Annotated in this window: 14 protein-coding genes and 7 pseudogenes; 11 read left to right on the top strand and 10 right to left on the bottom strand. The window is 59.6% G+C overall.

Translation table 11 applies throughout. The annotated features are described in order from the left end of the window. Window positions 1–54 precede the first annotated feature (54 nt). A pseudogene (locus tag AU14_RS06080) lies at window positions 55–2,107 on the bottom strand (FAD-dependent oxidoreductase). A gap of 351 nt (window positions 2,108–2,458) precedes the next feature. Between AU14_RS06080 and AU14_RS06075 the strand changes: the two are divergent. The 8 genes and pseudogenes from AU14_RS06075 to AU14_RS06040 all read left to right on the top strand — a co-directional run bounded on the left by AU14_RS06075 (window position 2,459) and on the right by AU14_RS06040 (window position 10,497). Continuing rightward, window positions 2,459–5,260 (top strand): monovalent cation/H+ antiporter subunit A, encoded by a 2,802-nt coding sequence (locus AU14_RS06075; RefSeq protein WP_041339682.1) that lies wholly within the window; start codon window positions 2,459–2,461, stop codon window positions 5,258–5,260. Then, complete coding sequence (locus tag AU14_RS06070; protein ID WP_041339680.1) at window positions 5,260–5,628, top strand: Na+/H+ antiporter subunit C; 369 nt, start codon at window positions 5,260–5,262, stop codon at window positions 5,626–5,628. Before AU14_RS06075 ends, AU14_RS06070 begins: the two co-directional genes overlap by 1 nt. Then, entirely contained in the window at window positions 5,625–7,142 is a 1,518-nt protein-coding gene (locus tag AU14_RS06065) for a monovalent cation/H+ antiporter subunit D (RefSeq protein WP_041339678.1), read from the top strand. The genes AU14_RS06070 and AU14_RS06065 overlap by 4 nt, the downstream gene beginning before the upstream one ends. Beyond that, window positions 7,142–7,630: a Na+/H+ antiporter subunit E gene (locus AU14_RS06060; RefSeq protein WP_041339676.1), complete on the top strand. Its 489-nt coding sequence runs from the start codon at window positions 7,142–7,144 to the stop codon at window positions 7,628–7,630. Before AU14_RS06065 ends, AU14_RS06060 begins: the two co-directional genes overlap by 1 nt. Continuing rightward, window positions 7,627–7,895: pseudogene (locus AU14_RS06055) on the top strand (K+/H+ antiporter subunit F). Before AU14_RS06060 ends, AU14_RS06055 begins: the two are co-directional and overlap by 4 nt. 39 nt (window positions 7,896–7,934) lie before the next feature. Then, a complete protein-coding gene (locus AU14_RS06050) occupies window positions 7,935–8,267 on the top strand; it encodes a Na+/H+ antiporter subunit G (protein ID WP_041339675.1) in 333 nt (110 codons plus the stop codon). 119 nt (window positions 8,268–8,386) lie between these two features. Continuing rightward, window positions 8,387–8,667, top strand: a pseudogene (ppnP, locus tag AU14_RS06045) (pyrimidine/purine nucleoside phosphorylase). Between the two features lie 188 nt (window positions 8,668–8,855). Continuing rightward, window positions 8,856–10,497 (top strand): annotated as a pseudogene (locus AU14_RS06040) (fatty acid--CoA ligase). 52 nt (window positions 10,498–10,549) lie between these two features. Here AU14_RS06040 and AU14_RS19000 read toward each other — a convergent pair. The 7 genes and pseudogenes from AU14_RS19000 to AU14_RS06010 all read right to left on the bottom strand — a co-directional run bounded on the left by AU14_RS19000 (window position 10,550) and on the right by AU14_RS06010 (window position 16,684). Next, complete coding sequence (locus tag AU14_RS19000) at window positions 10,550–11,074, bottom strand: alkaline phosphatase PhoX (RefSeq protein WP_094191168.1); 525 nt, start codon at window positions 11,072–11,074, stop codon at window positions 10,550–10,552. After that, window positions 11,058–11,972, bottom strand: coding sequence for an alkaline phosphatase PhoX (locus AU14_RS18995; protein WP_158498309.1), 915 nt, complete (start codon window positions 11,970–11,972; stop codon window positions 11,058–11,060). Before AU14_RS18995 ends, AU14_RS19000 begins: the two co-directional genes overlap by 17 nt. Window positions 11,973–11,979: 7 nt before the next feature. Beyond that, complete coding sequence (locus AU14_RS06030; protein ID WP_052471983.1) at window positions 11,980–13,686, bottom strand: alkaline phosphatase D family protein; 1,707 nt, start codon at window positions 13,684–13,686, stop codon at window positions 11,980–11,982. Window positions 13,687–13,824: 138 nt separating this feature from the next. Next, window positions 13,825–15,076: pseudogene (locus AU14_RS06025) on the bottom strand (D-amino acid dehydrogenase). A 27-nt stretch (window positions 15,077–15,103) separates the two neighbouring features. Then, window positions 15,104–15,459 (bottom strand): annotated as a pseudogene (locus tag AU14_RS06020) (translation initiation factor Sui1). Further along, window positions 15,443–16,000: a DUF4136 domain-containing protein gene (locus AU14_RS06015; RefSeq protein ID WP_041339674.1), complete on the bottom strand. Its 558-nt coding sequence runs from the start codon at window positions 15,998–16,000 to the stop codon at window positions 15,443–15,445. The pseudogene AU14_RS06020 and the gene AU14_RS06015 overlap by 17 nt, the downstream one beginning before the upstream one ends. A 78-nt stretch (window positions 16,001–16,078) precedes the next feature. Beyond that, window positions 16,079–16,684 carry a YigZ family protein gene (locus AU14_RS06010; RefSeq protein ID WP_041339673.1) on the bottom strand — a complete coding sequence of 202 codons (606 nt, stop codon included), beginning with the start codon at window positions 16,682–16,684 and terminating at the stop codon, window positions 16,079–16,081. A gap of 15 nt (window positions 16,685–16,699) precedes the next feature. On the opposite strand from AU14_RS06010, the gene AU14_RS06005 reads away from it, so the two are divergent. Further along, window positions 16,700–16,906: a hypothetical protein gene (locus tag AU14_RS06005; protein WP_041339672.1), complete on the top strand. Its 207-nt coding sequence runs from the start codon at window positions 16,700–16,702 to the stop codon at window positions 16,904–16,906. On the opposite strand, the gene AU14_RS06000 is transcribed toward AU14_RS06005, so the two are convergent. Next, window positions 16,883–18,202 carry a sensor histidine kinase gene (locus tag AU14_RS06000; RefSeq protein WP_041339670.1) on the bottom strand — a complete coding sequence of 440 codons (1,320 nt, stop codon included), beginning with the start codon at window positions 18,200–18,202 and terminating at the stop codon, window positions 16,883–16,885. The two genes, AU14_RS06005 and AU14_RS06000, sit on opposite strands and share 24 nt — an antisense overlap. Next, a pseudogene (locus tag AU14_RS05995) lies at window positions 18,199–18,884 on the bottom strand (response regulator transcription factor). The gene AU14_RS06000 and the pseudogene AU14_RS05995 overlap by 4 nt, the downstream one beginning before the upstream one ends. A gap of 179 nt (window positions 18,885–19,063) precedes the next feature. On the opposite strand from AU14_RS05995, the gene AU14_RS05990 reads away from it, so the two are divergent. Together AU14_RS05990 and AU14_RS05985 are read left to right on the top strand one after the other, a co-directional pair. Beyond that, the gene (locus tag AU14_RS05990; protein WP_041343690.1) at window positions 19,064–19,417 is read left to right on the top strand and encodes a hypothetical protein; all 354 of its coding nucleotides are present in this window, start codon (window positions 19,064–19,066) and stop codon (window positions 19,415–19,417) included. An 87-nt stretch (window positions 19,418–19,504) separates the two neighbouring features. After that, the gene (locus AU14_RS05985; protein ID WP_041339668.1) at window positions 19,505–20,671 is read left to right on the top strand and encodes a GNAT family N-acetyltransferase; all 1,167 of its coding nucleotides are present in this window, start codon (window positions 19,505–19,507) and stop codon (window positions 20,669–20,671) included. The last annotated feature ends 5 nt before the right edge of the window (window positions 20,672–20,676 follow it).

The following is a 20,676-nucleotide window of genomic DNA, read 5'->3' as shown; positions in this document are numbered from 1 at the left end:
GCAACGCGTCACAACCAGCCAATTCGGGGCCAAATAGGCCCCGAATGGAGAGTTTCAGAGTTTCGCCGCAACCTCGGTTCCCTGGCGAATCGCCCGTTTCGCATCCAGCTCTTCAGCCACATCCGCACCGCCAATCAGATGCGCCCTGGCGCCACTTTCAACGATCTGGTCATACAACTCCCGGAACGGTTCCTGTCCGGCACACAACACCACGTGGTCCACGTCCAGCACGCGGGTCTCCACCGCCTTGCCATTTTTGTCGGTGATGGTGATGTGCAGGCCATCGTCGTCTACTCGGTCGTAGCGACAACCCCGCAGCATCTCCACATCCCGGTGCTTGAGGCTGTTGCGGTGCACCCAGCCCGAGGTTTTGCCCAGACCGGCACCAACCTTGCCGGTTTTGCGCTGCATCAGGTAGATCTTGCGCGGTGATGCCGTCGGCTGTCGCTCCGCCAGTCCACCCGGTCCTTCATAATCAGGGTTCACGCCCCACTCCGCCTGCCAGGCCTGCACGCTGACCTGTTCACCCTCGGGATGCTGACCGAAGTCGTGGGAGAGAAATTCACTGACATCGAAGCCGATACCGCCGGCACCGATCACCGCGACACTTTTGCCCACTGGCTTGTTGTGGCGCAGCACGTCGAGATAGCCCAACACCTTGGGATGATCGATACCCTCGATGGCCGGCGTCCGCGGTTTCACACCCGTGGCAATGATCACATCATCAAAGCCCGCACTGGCCAGTTGGTCGCTGTCGACCCGTGTATTCAGTTGCAGATCCACACCCAGCAACTCGATCTGGCGCTTGAAGTAGCGCAGGGTCTCGTAGAACTCTTCCTTCCCCGGTATGCGTTTGGCGTAATTGAACTGGCCGCCAATCTGATCATCCGCTTCAAACAGGGTTACCTTGTGGCCACGCTTGGCGGCCGTGGTGGCCGCCGCCAAGCCTGCGGGACCGGCTCCGACCACCGCCACGCGCGGGTAACCGGGGCTACAGTGAGTACCAGTTCGGTTTCATGACAGGCTCGGGGGTTAACCAGACAACTGGCCCTCTTGGCCTGAAAGGCGTGATCCAGGCAGGCCTGGTTGCAGGCGATGCAGGTGTTGATTTCGTCGGCGCGATTTTGCTCGGCCTTGCGGACAAACTCGCTGTCGGCGAGCAACGGCCGGGCCATGGACACCATATCGGCCTTGCCAGCAGCGAGGATCTCCTCACCTTTCTCCGGGGTATTGATGCGATTGGTGGTACACAGAGGGATATCCACCTCGCCGTAAAACTTCGCGGTTACATCGGCGAACCCACCTCTTGGCACCGAGGTCACGATGGTTGGCACCCGGGCTTCATGCCAGCCGATACCGGTATTGATAATGGTGGCACCGGCTTTCTCGATGGCTTTGCCCAGTGTGACGATCTGATCCCAGGTCTGGCCATCTTCTACCAGGTCGAGCATCGACAGGCGGTAGATAATGATGAACTCAGGCCCGACGGCCTCGCGAATGCGGCGAACGATTTCCACCGGCAGGCGCATGCGGTTCTCGTAGGGACCACCCCACTTATCAGTACGCTTGTTGGTTCGCTCACACAGGAACTGGTTGATGAAGTAGCCTTCGGAGCCCATCACTTCCACGCCATCGTAACCGGCAAAGCGGGCCATTTTGGCGGCGCTGACAAAATCGTTGATCTGCCGCTCTACACCCTTGCTGGACAGCGCACGGGCCTTGAACGGGCTGATCGGTGCCTTGGTGGCTGAGGCCGAAACGATCAATGGCTGATAGCCGTAGCGTCCGGCGTGCAGCAACTGCAGGCAGATTTTCCCGCCGGCCTCGTGGACGGCACCGGTAACGTGTCGATGCAGCAGCGCGGTCGCACGGTTGTTCATGGTCGAGGCCAACGGCGCCAGCTGACCGGCCAGGTTGGGCGAATAACCACCGGTCACCATAAGACCCACCCCACCTTCAGCGCGCTCTGCGAAATAGCGGGCTAATTTGTGGATATTCCAGAACCGGTCTTCCAGGCCGGTGTGCATGGACCCATCAGCACCCTATTTTTCAGCTCGGTAAATCCAAGATCCATCGGTTTCAGTAGATTTGGGTAGGTGGCATTCATAATGTGGCCTCAGAAATTTTTGCACAGAGTATACACGTGATCCGGTACCGGGTGACTTGACCTGCGAGACCGACCACGTATCATCAGCGTTCAAGTTTGACTGACGGAGCAACCATGACCGCAAGGTCCTTCGGCTGCATGCACGCCCAGCGCCCACCTGTTACCGCCGACATCGCGCGGCATCGGGGCCGTTTACCCTACTTCCCTGACCCGCCCGCAACTGCTTGATTGACGCCACCGAGCCCTGGCACTGCGCCCGAGTAGTCGTTGTGCAAGGAGGCCGGTCGAAGACTAGACTCACGCGAATACCCGTCTCCATTCACGGAAAAGAAAAACTCTAACGAGGTTGCGATGTCGCTACCGCTGGTTGTTTTACTGCCGTTCCTGGGTGCCATAGCCGCGCCCCTGTTTGCCCAAGGTGGGCGTACGGCAATTGCTGTCGCATCATCGGTACCGGCACTGATCGCCCTGGCCGCTCTGTTTCCCCACTGGGAAGCTCTGGCCGACGGCGGTGTGGTGCTGCATACCTATGAATGGCTGCCGGCCGTTGGTCTCTCCCTGAGCTTCCGCCTGGACGGGCTGTCGCTGCTGTTTGCCCTGCTGATCCTGGTGATCGGGCTGCTGATCATCCTTTACGCCCGCTATTACCTGAAAGAAAAAGAGAACGCCGGCAAGTTCTACGCGCTCCTGCTTTGTTTCAAGGGCTCGATGCTGGGCATCGTACTTTCCAGCAACCTGCTGCTGATGATGATCTTCTGGGAATTGACCAGCCTGACTTCGTTCTTGCTGATCAGCTTCTGGACCCACAAACAGGACGCCCGTCGCGGAGCCCGGATGGCACTGGCCGTTACCGGTGGTGGTGGTCTGGCGCTGCTGGCTGGCATCCTGATCCTCGGGAACATTGTCGGCAGTTTCGAGCTTGATGACGTTCTGGCCGCAGGCGACCAGATCAAGGCCCATGCCATGTACCCGGTCGCCCTGACCCTGGTACTGCTGGGCGCCTTTACCAAATCTGCCCAGTTCCCGTTCCATTTCTGGCTGCCTCATGCCATGCAGGCACCCACGCCGGTCTCAGCGTACCTGCATTCCGCCACCATGGTGAAAGCCGGCATCTTCCTGATGGCACGCCTGTATCCGGCACTGGCCGGAACCGAACAGTGGTTCTATATGGTCAGCTTCACCGGCATGGCAACCCTGCTGCTCGGTGCCTATGTGGCCATGTTCAAGCATGATTTGAAGGGCCTGCTGGCCTATTCCACCGTGAGTCACCTGGGCCTGATCACCCTGCTTTTTGGTATGGGAACTCAGCTCGCGGCCGTGGCCGCGGTGTTCCACGTCATCAACCACGCCATCTTCAAGGCCTCCCTGTTCATGGCCGCTGGCATCATCGACCATGAAACCGGCACCCGGGACATGCGTCGCATCAATGGCCTGTGGCGCTACATGCCTCACACAGCCACGCTGGCCATGGTGGCCGCCTCATCAATGGCGGGCGTGCCGCTGCTCAACGGCTTCCTGAGTAAAGAGATGTTCTTTGCTGAATCCCTGGAGCTGAACCTGCCCGGATTCTGGGCCTGGCTGCCGCCGCTGGTAGCCACCCTGGCAGGCATCTTTGCGGTGGCCTATTCGGCCCGCTTTATCCATGACGTGTTCTTCAACGGCAAACCGGTGGATCTGCCGGTGTATCCGCCTCACGAGCCGCCCCGGTATATGAAGATACCGGTGGAGATCCTGGTGTTCGCCTGCATCATGGTTGGTTTGTTCCCCGCCATTTCGGTTGGACCACTGCTTCATATTGCAGCCTCGGCAACCCTTGGCGGCCAGGTGCCTGACTACACGCTGTCGGTCTATCACGGCTTCAATTTGCCGCTGGCGATGAGTTTCCTTGCCTTCTTCGGCGGCCTTCTCATGTACAGCCAGCGCCAGCGCTTCTTCGATTTCCACGCCCGCTTCAAGGAAGTGGACGAAAAAGCCGTGTTTGAGGCTGCCGTGTTGCGGGTTGAGGGTTTTGCCAACCGACTCACTGCACGCATTGAAAATGGCTCCCTCCAGCGCTATGGCCTGTTGCTGGTGCTGAGTGTGATTGCGGTTGCGGCCGCGCCGCTGGCCGACGTGGGCGTGTTCATTGGCGAGAACGGCCTGAGCCCGGTGGACTCAGCTACCGCCATTGGCGCCGCCGTGTTGATTCTGTGTGCGGTCCTGACCGCAGTCTTCCATCGTGACCGCTTTACTGCCTTGGTACTGCTGAGTGTGGTCGGCCTGGTGGTCGCACTGGCGTTTGCCCGCTTCTCAGCGCCGGATCTGGCCATGACCCAGCTCTCGGTAGAAGTAGTCACCATCGTGCTACTGATGCTGGCGTTGTATTACATGCCATCCTGGACACCACTGGAAACCGCCACCCCACGGCGCGCTCGGGACGTTATGATCGCGCTGGTTGCCGGCACCGGGATGACCCTGGTCACCCTGGCCATGCTGACCCAACCGTTCAGCTCCATCTCCGAGTTCTTCCTGGACAACAGCAAACCCGGCGGTGGTGGCACCAACGTAGTAAACGTCATCCTCGTGGACTTCCGGGGCTTCGATACCCTGGGAGAGATCACCGTGCTGGCTATTGCCGCACTTGGTATCTACGCGATGCTCAAGAACACTGCTCTTACCCCACCACCGGGCGACGGCCAGGGCCACGGCTGGACCCGCGACGCTCACCCGCTGATGCTGAAACTGATTGCCCGGCCTATGCTGCCATTGGCACTGATGGTTTCAGCCTACATTTTCCTGCGTGGTCACAACCTGCCGGGCGGTGGCTTCATAGCCGGACTGATCACGTCGGTTGCCCTGATCCTCCAATACGTTGCCAGTGGCATGACCTGGACCCAGGATCGTGTGCCGTTCAAGTACCACACCGTGATCGGTATTGGCCTGCTGTTTGCCGTCATTGCCGGCGCTGGCAGTCTGGCTTTCAGCTACCCGTTCCTGACCTCCACCTTTGGCTACATTACCTGGCCGGTGGTCGGCAAGTTTGAGGTGGCATCGGCTCTGGTCTTCGACCTGGGTGTGTACCTGACCGTTATTGGCGCTACTTTGCTGGCCCTGGTCAGCATCGGGCGGCTATCACCGCATTCGGCCATCAAGAGTCCTAAGGGGGGCGTGTAATGGAGCTTGTCTTCGCACTGGTCATCGGCGCTTTGACCGCTTCCGGCGTTTACCTGCTATTGCGGGCGCGCACCTTCCCGGTGGTCGTCGGGCTAACCCTGATTTCCTACGGCGTTAACCTGTTCCTGTTCTCCAGTGGCCGGCTGGCGACCGGAGCCCAGCCTGTTCTGGGCACGACAAGCAACTACAGCGACCCTCTGCCACAGGCCCTGGTGCTGACCGCGATCGTTATCGGTTTCGCGATGACCGCCTTTTTGGTGGTGTTGGCATTGCGCAGCCTGGCCGACCACGAGGACGATCATGTCGACGGTCATCAGGACGTCCATGCCTCCAGTGCCACCGAGAAGCCGGAGGAGACCGGTAAATGAACCACTGGCTTACTGCTCCGATCCTGATTCCCCTGCTGGGTGGCATTCTCCAGGTCTTCATGGGCTATGCCCCGATCAGCCTGCGCCGAACCCTGGCCATCGCTACCACCGTGCTCTTGCTGGTTTCCACCATCATCCTGGTCGTGCTGGCCAGTGATGACAGCTACCGCCTGTACGCCTTTGGCAACTGGCAACCGCCGTTTGGCATTGTCCTGGTGCTGGATCGCCTGTCGGCACTGATGCTGGTGCTGACCGCTATCCTGGCCATTTTCTGCCACATCTTTGCCATTGGCGGAACTGACGAGGGCAATCGCCAGTTCCATGGTCTTTTCCTGTTCCAGCTGATGGGCCTGAACATCGCCTTCCTCACCGGCGATCTGTTCAACCTGTTCGTGGCGTTCGAGGTTCTGCTGATAGCCTCTTACGGACTGCTGATGCACGGCGGCGGGCGCGCCCGCAGTGTACCCGGACTGCATTACGTGGTTCTGAACCTGGCCGGCTCCGCGGTCTTCCTGATCAGTGTCGGGATGATTTACAGCGTCACCGGCACCCTGAACATGGCCGACCTGGCGCTGAAAATTCCGGAACTGGCTGGCGAGAACATGAGCATCGTCAAAGCCGGCGGCATGATGCTGCTGGTGGTGTTCGCACTCAAGGCCGCGCTGATTCCGCTATGCTTCTGGCTGCCCAAGGCCTACGCCAATGCCACCGCCCCCGTTGCTGCGCTGTTTGCTGTGATGACCAAAGTGGGCATCTACGCCATCTTGCGAGTTTACCTGCTGGTGTTCGGCGACGACGCCGGCGCCCTGGCCAACCTGGGCATGGACTGGCTGTTCCCGCTGGCGCTGATCACCCTGACCATGGGGGTCATCGGTGCCCTCGGCGCAGACAACCTGAAAACACTGGTGGCCTGGCAGGTCATCATCTCGGTGGGTACCCTGCTGGCGCCCATTGCCCTGGGCTCGGCGGCGGGTATCTCTGCTGCACTGTTCTACCTGCTCAGCAGCACCTGGACCGTTGGTGGCCTGTTCCTGGTGGCTGAAATGGTCGCCAATCAGCGCGGCAGCGCCAAGGACAAGATCGTCACCGCGCCACGTATGCGCAACCGCACCTTCCTGAGCGTATTGTTCCTGGTGGGCGCAGTGGCCGCTGCGGGCCTGCCACCGCTGAGCGGCTTCTTTGCCAAGCTGCTGATTCTGCAGTCGGTGCTTTCAGGCTCGGAAATGGCCTGGCTCTGGTCGGTGGTGCTGATTGGCAGTTTCTTTACCGTGATCGCCTACAGCCGCGCTGGCAGCATCGTCTTCTGGCGCACTGTCGATGGTCACATTGAAGAGCCCAAACCCTTGGGCGGCAATGTATCCGTCGCCGCCGGTGCGCTGGCGGGCCTCAGTGTGGTTCTGGTCGCCCTGGCCGGGCCCATCAGCGAGTTTACCGACGCCACGGCCGCCCAGCTGCTGAATCCCGGGGATTATCTCGAGATCCTGAAAACACCCATGGTCGAGGGGGACAAATAATGTTCGATCGCCTGAGTTTTCCCCAGCCCTGGCTCAGCCTGATCCTGTTCGTGATCTGGCAGTTCCTGAGCGACGGTGTTTCTGGTGCCAGTGTGGTACTGGGCCTGATCCTGGCCTGGGGCATTCCCCAGATGACCCAGGCGTTCTGGCCGGAGCGCCCCACCTTTTTCAAGTCCTGGCGCATGCCGGCTTACCTGATGCGAGTTCTCTACGACATCGTTGTCGCCAGCTTTCAGGTCGCCAAGCTGATTCTCAGCCCGCGCAAGCCAAGACCAATGTTTGTCTCCTATCCTCTGGAGCTGGAGCAACCACTGGCGATCACCATTCTGGCAAGCACCATTTCACTGACGCCCGGCACCGTCAGCGTCGACGTCAGTGACGATAACAAGATCCTGCTGGTGCACGCCCTGGACGCGGATAATTGCGACGAAGTGATCGACACTATTCGCACCCGCTACGAAAAACCGCTGCTGGAGATGTTCGAATGATCACCATCGCACTCTACCTGACCATCGGGATGGTAACGCTGGCAGCCGTACTGAACGTGTACCGCCTGATCAAGGGCCCGGACGCTCCGGACCGGGTACTGGCGCTGGATACGCTGTACATCAATGCCATTGCGCTGATCATCCTGCTGGGCATCACGCTGGCACGCGCATGTACCTGGAGTCGGCGCTGCTGATTGCCGTAATGGGCTTTGTTGGCACCGTGGCCATGGCCAAGTACCTGAAGCGGGGCAGCGTCATTGAATAACCTCAGCCCAAACAACCTTGCGAATCGAGGATGCCTGTCATGAGCCAGTTCGCTGAATACGTCATCTGCCTGCTGTTGTTAACTGGTGGCGCCTTTACCCTGGTTGGAGCCATCGGCCTGGTTCGACTCCCGGATTTCTACACCCGACTGCATGGACCTACCAAGGCCACGACATTGGGCGTGGGCGCCATCATGCTGAGTTCGGTGATTTATTTCAGCAGCCGCGACGGCAGCATTGGCATATCGGAAATCCTGGTTACCGTTTTCCTGTTCATGACCGCCCCGGTAAGCGCCAATATCCTGGCCAAGGCCGCCATGCACATTGGTGTTCGAACGGTGGACAATACCGAAGGAAAGCCCTGGGATCAGTGAGCGGCTGGGCTACACTTATCGATTCCAGCCCGCCGCCAAACCCGCGCTCAAAATAGTCATTGGACTTGAAGTAATTTGACGTATAGTAGGCGCCCCAACCATTTATGAGGAGCCAGCACATGCTCAAAGTTAACGAATACTTCGATGGCAAAGCCAAGTCCATTGCCTTCCAAACGTCCACCCTGCCGGCGACAGTTGGCGTTATCAGCCGGGTGAATACGAGTTTGGTACCAGCAAGAAAGAAACCATGACTGTGATCAGTGGTGCCCTGACGGTCCTGTTGCCAGGTGTGGACGAGTGGATGACCTACGGCGCGGGCGAAAGCTTCGATGTTGCCGGCCAGGCCAGCTTCAAGGCAAAAACCGACATCGACACTGCCTACCTCTGCACCTACGAATAAGCCGCTCCCCCGACGACTCCCTGTCGGAAGCAAGTAATGCAATTGCCGAACGGACCCGCAGACCGGAATAGTGGCCGGGTCCGTTCTGTTTTTTTCGCCCCCGCCGGTTTCCGTTTCCGTCAATCTGTGTCAGATTTAGTCCTGCTTCTCTCGACAACATCAATAAATGAGAAAGAGGACACGGACAAATGGTTCAAACGAGAATTCTGCCCCCGGCCGACAACGCCTACCAGTACCCCCTGCTGATCAAACAGCTGCTGCTATCAGGCCCGCGCCTGCGCCCGGAACAGGAAATCTGGTACGGCAACCACAGCAAGTACACCTACACCGATCTGGTAGAACGTATTCACCGTCTGGCCAACGCCCTGACCGATGCCGGGGTAAAACCCGGTGAAACAGTCGCGGTCATGGACTGGGATACCCCTCGATACCTGGAATGCTTCTTTGCGATTCCGATGATTGGCGCTGTCCTGCACACCATAAACGTGCGCCTGTCGCCGGATCAGATCGTGTACACCATGAACCACGCCGACGACGCCGTAGTACTGGTGCACGACGACTTCTTGCCGGTGATTGAGTCGGTCAAAGACGACATCAAAACGGTTCGAAACTACATTCAGCTAACCGACGAAGCCTCCGCGAAATCAACGGAGCTGCCGACCGCTGGTGAATATGAAGCGCTGCTGGCCAAGGCCGGAACCTCTTTCGACTTCCCGGACTTCGATGAAAACAGCATCGCCACCACCTTCTACACCACCGGCACCACCGGCAACCCGAAAGGCGTGTTCTTCAGCCATCGCCAGCTGGTGCTCCACACCCTGGCCATGACCGGCGCCCTCTCCGGCTACGACGAAATGCCGCTGCTGCGCTCCTCGTCGGTTTACATGCCGGTGACCCCGATGTTCCACGTACACGCCTGGGGCGTGCCCTACGCAGCCACCATGCTGGGCATCAAGCAGGTCTACCCGGGCCGCTATGAGCCGGAAATGCTGGTCGACCTGTTGAAGGAACACAAGGTCACCTTCTCGCACTGTGTACCGACCATCATGCAGATGATGATGGGCACCGAATCCATCAAGACGGCCGATCTCAGCAACTGGCACGTTCTGATCGGCGGCAGCGCCCTGACCAAGAGTCTGTGCGATGCCAGCGCCAAGCTCGGGATCCACATGTACACCGCCTACGGCATGTCTGAGACCTGCCCGCTGCTGTGTGCCACCCATATGAAACCGGAAGATCTGGAGCTGCCGCTGGAGCAGCAGACTGCCAAGCGGATCAAGACCGGCATCGCCACCGCCCTGGTGGAAATGGAAATCTTTGACCCGGAGCAACCCGGTTGCCCACGACGGCGAAGCAAAAGGCGAAGTGGTTGCCCGCGCACCCTGGCTGACCCAGAGCTACTTCAAGGAAAAAGAGAAAGGCGAAGAACTCTGGAAGGGTGGCTGGTTGCACACCGGCGACGTGGCCTCGATGGACCCGGACGGCACCCTGGTGATCAAGGATCGCATCAAAGACGTGATCAAGACCGGCGGTGAATGGCTGTCATCCCTGGATCTGGAAAACCTGATCAGCCAGCACCCCTCGGTCGCGGCTACCGCTGTGGTTGGTGTGCCCGATGAGAAGTGGGGCGAGCGCCCTCACGCCCTGGTCACTCTGAAACCGGGCGAGACGGCCACGCTGGAGGACATTCAGAGCCACCTTCGGCAGTTCGTCGACTCCGGCGAAATCAACAAGTGGGCCATCCCGGCGCAGATTGATTTTGTTGAGGACATCCCAAAGACCAGTGTTGGCAAGATCAACAAGAAACTGATCCGGGATCAATTGCAGTAACAGCGCCAGCTCAGGCGCAGCACTCGAAGCCGAGGCTGCGCCTGACACTCAACTACACACCCTCCGGTACGGTCATCTCATAGATCATGCCAAGGCCATTGGTGAATCCACCCAGGCCATTCCGTCCACCACGATCCGAACTGAAATACATCCGCCGACCATCGGGGGAAAAGGCAATACCCGCAATTTCTGAGGCATCCTGCCCCGTCACCTGCAAGAGAGGCTTCAGGGTGCGGTCGGGCAGAATGACAACCACCTGCATATCACCCCCATCCTCAGCCACCAGCACATCTCCCTGCGCGGTCACAAACAGGTTATCCACGCCCGACAATATGTCGTTGGGCGCCTCAGCTGTTGCCCGGTCGTAGATCACCTCTATAGTCTGAGCCTCAACATCAATCGCCCAAATTCGGTCATCGCCCTTGGTCGCGAAATAGACAATTCCCTGGAAGTACCAGACGCCCTCGCCGCCATCAAACACCGACGACTCCGGCAGCCGGTTCTGATGCTGGGGCTCATGAGGGTTCTGCGCATCTACCAGCGGATGGGCTGGGGGCCAGTCAGGCGCCGGCGACACCGTCCCCGCCAACACACAGAACCTGAAGGCGGCCTGCTTGTAAGGCCGCTCGTTCAGCCCCCTCAGGCCAGTCCGACGGATCCGGCACCCAGCGATAAAACCGGCCGTCCGGCATGTCTTCTGTCAAGTACAGCTTGCGGTTGCCGGCATCAATGGCGATAGCTTCGTGTGAAAAAAAGCCAAGCGTCGGACACGCGAGGCCCTCACCTGGCTGGTAAGGATCGCATTCCCAGACCTGGCCGTTGGGGAATTCCTCGCAAGAAAGCCAGGTCTGCCAGGGCGTGACACAGCCTGCGCAATTGAAGGTGGTGCCACTCAAAATCGTGTAGGAATCAACGATGGTCCCGTCGGGATCGAACACCAGGGTGCCAACCTGAGCAAGGCCGGGCGTAAATTCCTCAATCGTGCTCGACACGTCAGCCAGCTCGGGAAAGGTAAAGCCAAGCGTACCGACACCCGGGACCTCGCTGTTGCTAATGTAGATCCAGCCACCGTTAGCTCGGGGAACCACCCCGGCCCCGTCCGGGAAAATGTGCCAGGGCCGGTTGCCGATACCGCCAGTCTGGGGCGCAGCCACCGACATGCCGCCAGACTGCGGCAGTTCGCCATTGATAGCGACAACGCGGGTCGAAAACCCCGCCGGCGTTCTCACTCCATTCACATCCGGGGCTTGCAGGGGACCAATGTTGGCAAAGCGGCCCACTAGCTGATCCGCGCTACCGGAGGGCGGCAGTGGCGCCGCTCCCGGTCCTGCACCTGCGGCCGTACCCGCCGATGAAGAGCTACCACCACACCCTGCAAGCCAGGTCGGCATAGTGGCAGCCCCTGCGGTAAACAGAATGCTTCGAAGCACATCCCGCCGGCGCCAGTTTGTTGCTGAAATCTTTGAATCGTTCATAGACACCTCACGCCATGTGCTCTCTAACCGGTGGATGGAACAGTGCGGTTCGCATTGTGCGAGGTCGTGACACCGGCTCATCCTCGACAATGCGGGCATTGCCTGCCCTGACCCCGACCACCTTGGTTTTCGAGGTATCGAGCTGGCCTACTTCGTCCTCACCGGTGATGTTGCGAACGTAGTAAAACTCGCTTTGCGTGCGTTCCGGGGTGACATCCACGAGCATGAAGCCAGGGGATTTCAGCTCGACATACTTCATGTGGGGATTGGCCGCGCGTACCGCTATCGCGGCTGGCCCCGCCAAATCCTCCGGAAAGCCCGGAGAGGTCACCGATGGTGTCACGAACTCCACAGCCAGCGGTGTCTCCGCGAGGTTACCCGGGTCGTACTGAATCTCATTGGCCCAGGAGGTGTGGATGTCGCCGGTAAAAATAACGGTGTTGTCGATTTCCTTGTCGCGAAGCGTCGTCAGGATTTTTTCGCGATCACTCACATAGCCATCCCACTGATCCATGTTCAGCGACAGCAGCTGTCCGTTAAAACCGTTCAGGTCCGCAACACCGGCAGTTTCAGCAGCATCGAGGGTGCGCGCCACATTCAGCTCCGCGAACATCACCTGCTGACCAATGAAGCGCCAGTTGGCCGACGAGTTTTCCAACCCGGACTGCAGCCACTGCATTTGCGCCTCGCTCACCAGTCTGCGCTCGTTATCAAATCGTGCCGGGTCGGTCATCGATCCAACGGGCTGATCGCGACCTTCCAGACGGGTATCGAGCATGAACAGGTCGATCAACCCGCCAAAACTGAACTCGCGCCAGATCCGCCCCGGCTCTGATTCGACGGCGCGAATAGGCAGCCATTCGAAATAGGCCTGGATGGCGTCAGACTTGCGTTGCGACCAAGCACCTTCAGTTGCTTCGTCGTGGTTTTCTGCCCCAGTGATGTGACTGTCATTGGCGGATTCGTGATCGTCCCAGATGCAGATCATCGGGAACTGCTGATGGGTTGCCTGCAAGTGAGGATCGGCCTTGTACTGGGCATGACGCAAACGATAGTGCGCCAGTTCGGTAATTTCGTGGGGAGGATTGGGCTCATGCCCGGGATAGCTGCCGTACTCACCGGGGCCGTACTCGTAGATGTAATCTCCCAGGTGCAGCACAAAATCCAGGTCGGTCTGGGCGCTGACTGCGCGGTACACCGAGAACAGCCCATAGGCATAGTTGGAGCAGGAGACTACCGCGAACCGCGCCCGCTCAACAGCCTGTTGATCGGTTGGAAAGGTGCGGGTCCGGCCCACCGGCGAGGTCTGATCTCCGACGGAAAACCGGTAGTAATACCAGCGATTGGGCTGCAGCCCCTGTGCATCAACCTTGACGCAGAAATCAGAGGCCGGGCTGGCGGTAACCACCTGACGCCCGACCACCTGGGTGAGCTCAGGGTCGGTTGCAACCACCAGGGATACCGGAATTTCGCCGGCATCCCGCTCTAGAACGTCCACTGGCGAAACCCGTGTCCACAGGATTACCCGATCCCCCAGGGGATCTCCAGAGGCAACACCGTGCCGGAATTCAACCCCTGGCAGGTTCGCGCTGGCGCTGCCACTCACTGCCTGCTCGTCACCGGCTGAATCACCTCCGGATCCGCCACAACCTGACAATGTAGTCAGTGAAACAGCAGCAAGCCCCTTCACGACTGCACGACGCTGTCTATTCATGTGTCACTCCGCCCATATCGGGATGCTCATTAGACTAAAGTTGTATGAGCAGCCGACAGTAACGGGGAATTATGTAAGGGAGATGACAGGCGCTTATCAATGTGGGCCATCGTGGCAATAGCCCGGAAAAGGAAATAACTACAAGCCGGAAAAACTGAAATCCACTTCCGGTTTCCGACCTGCCACAATATCCGCCAGTGCCGCGGCCGAGCCACAGGAATGAGTCCAGCCCAGGGTGCCGTGACCGGTGTTCAGATACAGGTTGGCGAGATGGCTCTTGCCTATGTAGGGCACGTTCGAAGGCGTGGCTGGCCGCAGCCCGGTCCAGAACTGAGCCTGATCCCAGTAGCCGGCATCCGGCATGACCTCGGCGGTGCGGCGGACGATGGCCCGGCAGCGGGTGTAATTCAGGTCCCGGGAATAGCCATTGAGTTCGGCCGTACCGGCCACCCGCATACGGTCCCCCAACCGAGAATAGACCAGTTTGTACTCGTCATCGGTCAGGCTGACGTTAAACGCAGCTTCCTCGTTCTTCACCGGCACCGTAATCGAATACCCCTTGGCGGGGTAGATATCCAGGGTCAGGCCAACCTTTCGCGCCATTGGCCCACTGAAGCTCCCAAGGCTCAACACATAGGCATCCCCGCGCAACGTGTTATGAACTCCGTCCTTCAATGTCTGAACGCCGAGAACCCGATCGCCAGCGCGCTCGAAATCAAGCACCTCAGTGCCGTAGCGAAATTCGACACCCGCTTCCTCACACTTTCTGGCCAGGTTCTGGGTGAACTTTCGGGCGTCGCCGGATTCGTCTTGTGAGGTGTAAGTGGCCCCGGCTATCTGGCCCCTGATCGGTTTCAGTGCCGGTTCAAGTTCAACGGCCCTGTCAGCATCAATAATCTGCCGGTCACAGCCGAGATCCTGCATGATACGGGTGGGCTTGAGGGCACCGTCAAACTCATGCGGATTGGTGTAGAAGTGCAGGATGCCCTTGGTTAAGGCGTCGTATTCGATACCGGCTTCCTGGCGCAGGGCCTGTAACTGAGCGCGGCTGTAGGTGCCCAGATTGACCATCTGGCGGATGTTTTGAGCAGCCCGGGCCGAGGTGCATTCCCTCAGGAACGCCAGGGCCCAGCGCCATTGGGCGAGGTCGAGTCTTGGCCGGAACAACAACGGCGCATCAGCGAAACAGCCACTTCAGTACCTTAAGGGGCGCCGACGGGTTGGCCCAGGGCTCAGCATGAGAAACCGACACCTGGCCACCGTTGGCAAAACTGGTTTCAAGCCCGGCATTGCTTTGTCGGTCGACCACCGTCACCTGATGCCCCTGCTTCTGCAGGTACCAGGCTGTAGTCGTTCCCACGACGCCCGCGCCCAAAACCACTATGTGCATACTTCCCTCCGGTAGGATTTTATTTCGTCAGCCACCGGACCGTTTCACAGTCCAGCCCTCGGCCTGCAACAGCGGAACCAGGATGTCCCGCTGGTCGCCTGAATTTCGACTACACCGTCTTTCACGGTACCGCCAGTGCCACACTTTGCCTTCAGCACCTTGGCAAACGCCTTTAGTGCTTTGTCATCCAGCGGAATACCGGTCACCAGTGTCACGCCCTTGCCTTTCCGACCTTTGGTTTCCCGGCTGACCCGGACAATACCATCACCCGCTGGCCGGGCTGGCTGGCCACAGGTGCATTCCGGGACCGGGTTGCGGCAATCCGGGCACATCCGGCCCTGCTCGGTGGAGAAGACCAGCCCGCCTTCAGCTCGCTTCTTCATCTTGAATTCTGACTCCCTTAACCACGCCCGGATATTTGGAAAACATTTCCGACACTACCTCATCAATCAGCTCACGCCGAGTCTCCGGCGACTGGCTTTCATTGAGGTACCGACGGCTGGCAGCGCGCCAGACCACTTCTTTCGTTTCGGTATCGATCAACTCGACCACCAGCTTGCCTTCAGTGACTTCACGCACCGGTGGCGGTGCCGAAATGCCCCAGCCAAAATTGCCCCGGCCGAAGCCAAATCCAAGGCCTACGCCGGTCTGTTCCAGTCGCTCTTCCTCTACGATCTGCCAGTTGGCCAGCAGGTCTGCTTCCGTTTTCGGCACCTTGCGCATGGCCTTGCGCTTCAGTTCCCGCTCAACCGCCATCTGGATGCGGCTGCCATCAAGGGACACAAAAGCGTCACTGCCCGCTTCCTGGGCAAAAGACCAGGTCGAGTAATTGCCAAACACTGCCGACGGATTGTAATCCGTCACAACATTACTGGCGCAGCCCGACAGAACCAGCGCCATCGCTGCAATCATCAGTAACCGCATAATACTGCTCTCCCTCTGTAGTGGTGATTTACATTCAGTATACGCTCAGGACACGTACCTCGATGCCCTTAGGGTTCCTCACCTGTCGAAACCGTAATCCAGTTTCTGGGCGTCGCAGAAGGCCGTGAACTCATCTACGGCCTGCTGCGGCAAAGACACCCGGGCCGAAACCATGGCGCCGTATTCAACCGACTCGAGCGTCGCACCGTGCAGCCCACACCAGTGCCGGACCGGCTGCTCGTCGGCAAAACCCATGGTGACGTCGGCAACTAACATGGGCTTTTGCACTACCCGCTCCACCGCCGACAGGACACTTTCGGCGGCGCCCGCATAGGCCCGCACCAGACCACCGGCGCCCAGTTTAATGCCACCGAAGTAACGAATCACCATCACCAGCACATCGCCCATGTCCTTGTGCTGGATGACATTGAGGATGGGTTTACCCGCCGTGCCAGAGGGTTCGCCGTCGTCGTTCATCGCCGCTTCGGCGGCCGCGCCCGGACGACCAATCTGGTAGGCCCAGCAGATATGGCGGGCGTCCGGGTGGTCTTGCTGAGCCTGTTCCAGCCAGGCTTTGACCTCGTCCCGGGAGCCGACCGGCGCTACCCGGGCTATAAACCGACTTTTCTTCACTTCCGTTTCGCGCTCGAGGTATCCTGCCGGGACCGGATAATCTTTGTTCATTGAACGGTCCATCCTATGTCAAAAAAGTTCGAAGGCTCAGAAGACGTCGAAGGCCCCAGCCCCGGTGCGGCCGCCCCCGCCAAATTGCAGAAAGCCGGCTGCGGCATTCGATTCGGCGACGACGAACTGCGCGAGGGTATTGATTTCTCCGGCGCCGCCATGCTGTTGCCAAATGGCGACCCGGGCACGTCGTCAAAATCAGGCCCGAGTGAAGACCGGTAATTCCACCGTCACCCGTAAGCCTCCGGCTTCACCTCCGGCAGCCGCAATCCGGCCATCGTGAGCAGTGACGATATCCCGGGCGATTGCCAGACCAAGACCCCAGCCCTGACCACCCCGGGACTTGTCGGCGCGGAAGAAGGGCTCGAACAAATGCGGCAGGAGGTCGGCTTCAACCCCAGTGCCTTCGTCCTCAATATCGATCCGCACCCAACCATCAACGGCTTTGGCACCTACCCCTACCCTGTGTCCCGGTGGAGTATGGTCCAGGGCATTCTGCAGGATGTTGTCGAACGCCCGCTGCAATAGCCCGGCATCACCCAGCACCGACATGCCGGCGACCTCGTCGCTCGCCGAAAGCCGGCAATCCACACCCTGATGCTCGGCGTAGTCGGCGGCATCGCGCAGCACCTGATTCATCAATTTGACCGGCTGTACCGGTTCCCGTTCGATGTCGGCGCCCTGCTCAGCCACCCGGTAAAGCGTAAGAATCTGCGCTGTCATCGCCTCCAGCCGCTCGTTCTGACGCAGGATACTGGCAATCAGTTGCTCGTCGGCGCCGCCGTCGCTGGCCAACTCAATAGCAATGCGCTGACGGGCCAGTGGCGTACGCAGGTCGTGGGAGATATCCCGCAGCAGGTGTTTTTGCCGTTCCAGCAGGGTGCACAGTTGCTCAGTCATAGCGTTGAACGCCGTGGCAAGCTGGCCCACTTCGTCCCGGCGGTGGGCAATTTTTTCGCTAACCCGCAGTCCAGTATCGCCCCCGGCGATGCGCTGGGCGGTGTTCTCCATGTGATCCAAAGGCCGGGACACGAAGCGTGCAATCAGCCAGCACGCCAGAGTAATAAGCACGAACGCTAATCCCAGCTCAATGAACCGGAAAAACTTGGGATCCAGCCAGCCTTCCCCACGCATCCGCGGCCAGGCCACCAGCTGATAGCCAGCATCCAATTCAATGACCGCGGGTTTCTGCGGGTACCAGCCGGATTTCATCCGCTCCCGGACCTCCGGCGGCAGGCGCTGTTCGCCCCCGCCCTGCTCGATCAGCATCAGGTGCAATTCCAGCTGCTTACCCTGACCCCGCAGGAATCGCCATGCCTCGCCCCGGCCCCGCTGCTCGCGGATCTGGATCGCTTCCTGCGCCAGGTCCCTTAAGCCGACCTGACGCTCAATGGCCTGGCGTTCCCGATCCAACAGCGTTCGGGTCGCCAGGTTGCTGACCACCACAGTGATCGCCATCGCCAGCCAGATAGCCAGGAAAATCCGCCAGAACAGCGGGAACATCATGGCTTTCTTCACACCGGCACCCGATAGCTGTAGCCCAGCCCCCGCACAGTCTCGATACGCGGCGGATCGTCGTTACCCAGTTTCCGGCGCAGATTGCTGATGTGCATATCCAGGGTTCGATCAAACGCCTCCAAGCGGCGACCCAGCGCCCACTGCATCAGTCAGTCTTGCGTACCACACTGCCGGCGTGGGCCAGCAGTACATTCAGAATCTCGTACTCGGTGGCCGTCAGATCCAAAGCGGCACCCTGTTGGAAAATCCGCCGCTGGTCCGGCTCTACCCGCAGGTCACCGTACTCCCGCGTCGCGCTCACGTCGGCCTTCTGATCCCAGGCAATCCGGCGCAGCAGGGCCTGCAGGCGGGCTACCAATTCCCGGGGATTGCAAGGTTTGGGGATGTAGTCGTCGGCGCCAACTTCAAACCCGACAATGCGATCGGTTTCATCGCCCCGGGCGGTCAGCAGCGCAACCGGAATGTGGGTACTGGCCCTCAACTCACGCAACACTTCGAGGCCACTGATATCCGGAAGCATGATGTCGAGCACCACCACATCGCAATCCTGGCCCATGGCCAGGGCCAGACCGTCCCGGCCGTTGGCGGCCTCCCGCACGGTAAAACCCTGATTGGTCAGATAGCGGGCCAGCAGCTGCCGCAGTTCATCGTCGTCTTCTACCAGCAATACCCGATTTTGCATTCGTCATCTCCATTCCTGCTGCCGGAAGTCTAACACGCATGGCCCAAGCGGCTGATTCCCGGCATTTTCCTTTACAGAACCTTTACAAGCCGCTGACGCTCGTTGACGAGGCGCAGGGCTACGATGGCAATTCATCACAGCTATTGCCGCACAAGCGGCGAAACAACGAGGAAAGCACCATGAAAAAACGTAACAACTCCATCATCACCGCCGGCCTGCTCGCTTCCGTGCTTCTGGCCGCAAGCCCATTTGCCCTGGCCGACCATCACGGCGACCGCAAAGGCCATCATGGCAAGCAGGATATGGCCGAGATGTGCGAGGATTTCCGCGAGGGCAAGGGCCGCTTTGATAAAGACAAGCGCCACGAAAAAATGGCGGAACGCCGGGCCGACATGGCAGAACGCCTGCAGCTAACGGATGAACAGCTCGAGATCTGGGACGACATCCACGAGGAGCAGCGGGAGAAGCACGAACAGCGTCGTGAAAAGATGAAAGAGAAAATGCAGAAACGCTGTGACGCCCTTGAGAAGTAACAACACCAGGCAGTGATCAAACCCCGGGTTCTGGCGTATGGTATCGGGAGACTCATAAGGAGCCACCCCGCTGGAGCTAAACTGGCCATGCCCGAACCCGGATTTCAGTCCCTCACTGTCGACACCTGCGCCTCTATAGATGAGATTTCCCAAGCGGACTGGGATCGTCTGGCCGGCCAGGGCAATCCGTTCCTGCGCTACGAGTTCTTCCAGGCTCTGGAACAGTCCGGCTGCACCACCACCGCAACCGGCTGGCAGCCCTGCCACCTGGTTTTTCGTGTCGATGGCCAGATCGCCGGGCTTGCCCCCGCCTATCTTAAAACCCACTCCATGGGCGAGTACGTGTTTGATTGGGCCTGGGCCGATGCGTATCAGCGCCATGGCCTGAACTACTACCCCAAGCTCCTGGTCGCCATTCCATTCACCCCCTCCCAGGGTCCCCGCCTGCTGCTCGATCCCCTGCTTCGAAACCGACTTGGGGATGGCAGACTAAGGGATCTGCTGGACACCCTGATCACCCGACTCGACGCCCATTCCTGGCACCTGCTGTTTCCGAATGCCGCAGACCAGGCACTGCTGGGCCACACCGGCGAACTACACCGCATCGGCTGTCAGTTTCACTGGCACAACCGTGAGTACGGCAGCTTCGAGGATTTCCTGGGGCAGCTTACATCCCGCAAACGCAAATCCATTCGCAAGGAACGCCGGCAGGTCGCAGAACAAGGCATCAGCTTTCGGCGCTTTCATGGCCGCGACATTCCTGACCATGTGCTGGCCGCCTTTCACGTGTTCTACCAGGCCACCTACCTCAAGCGCGGCCAGCGGCCGTACCTGAACCAGTCGTTCTTCGAGCGTGTGCGGGCGGACCTTTCCGAGCACCTGTACCTGATTATCGCGGTACGCGACGGCGCGATGATTGCCGGCGCCTTGTTCCTACGGGGCGAGGACACCCTGTACGGCCGTTACTGGGGCTGCCTGGACGAATACAACCACCTGCATTTCGAGACCTGCTACTACCAGGGCATAGAGCTGGCCATTGAACTGGGCCTGCAACGCTTTGATGCCGGCGCACAGGGGGAGCACAAACTGGTTCGGGGCTTCGAACCGGTGCTTACCCACTCCTGGCACGGTGTCCGCCACCCGGGCTTCCGGGACGCCATCGCAGCGTTTGTGCAGGACGAAGCGGAACAGGTTGAAGGCTACTTTCAAGAGTACCTGACGCTGCTGCCTTTTCGCCACCAAGACAACGATTAGCTTCT

The sequence above is a fragment of the Marinobacter similis genome, from assembly GCF_000830985.1.
Lineage (GTDB): Bacteria > Pseudomonadota > Gammaproteobacteria > Pseudomonadales > Oleiphilaceae > Marinobacter > Marinobacter similis.
Note: the sequence above shows the minus strand (reverse complement) of the source record. Positions and strands in the feature narration are given on the sequence as shown.

Bases quoted from the DNA above. Each gene is read 5' to 3' on its own strand.
- AU14_RS06075 (WP_041339682.1), top strand. From the start codon at position 2,459: ATGTCGCTACCGCTGGTTGTTTTACTGCCGTTCCTGGGTGCCATAGCC.
- AU14_RS06070 (WP_041339680.1), top strand. From the start codon at position 5,260: ATGGAGCTTGTCTTCGCACTGGTCATCGGCGCTTTGACCGCTTCCGGC.
- AU14_RS06065 (WP_041339678.1), top strand. From the start codon at position 5,625: ATGAACCACTGGCTTACTGCTCCGATCCTGATTCCCCTGCTGGGTGGC.
- AU14_RS06060 (WP_041339676.1), top strand. From the start codon at position 7,142: ATGTTCGATCGCCTGAGTTTTCCCCAGCCCTGGCTCAGCCTGATCCTG.
- AU14_RS06050 (WP_041339675.1), top strand. From the start codon at position 7,935: ATGAGCCAGTTCGCTGAATACGTCATCTGCCTGCTGTTGTTAACTGGT.
- AU14_RS18995 (WP_158498309.1), bottom strand. From the start codon at position 11,972: ATGAACGATTCAAAGATTTCAGCAACAAACTGGCGCCGGCGGGATGTG.
- AU14_RS06030 (WP_052471983.1), bottom strand. From the start codon at position 13,686: ATGAATAGACAGCGTCGTGCAGTCGTGAAGGGGCTTGCTGCTGTTTCA.
- AU14_RS06015 (WP_041339674.1), bottom strand. From the start codon at position 16,000: ATGCGGTTACTGATGATTGCAGCGATGGCGCTGGTTCTGTCGGGCTGC.
- AU14_RS06010 (WP_041339673.1), bottom strand. From the start codon at position 16,684: ATGAACAAAGATTATCCGGTCCCGGCAGGATACCTCGAGCGCGAAACG.
- AU14_RS06005 (WP_041339672.1), top strand. From the start codon at position 16,700: ATGTCAAAAAAGTTCGAAGGCTCAGAAGACGTCGAAGGCCCCAGCCCC.
- AU14_RS05990 (WP_041343690.1), top strand. From the start codon at position 19,064: ATGAAAAAACGTAACAACTCCATCATCACCGCCGGCCTGCTCGCTTCC.
- AU14_RS05985 (WP_041339668.1), top strand. From the start codon at position 19,505: ATGCCCGAACCCGGATTTCAGTCCCTCACTGTCGACACCTGCGCCTCT.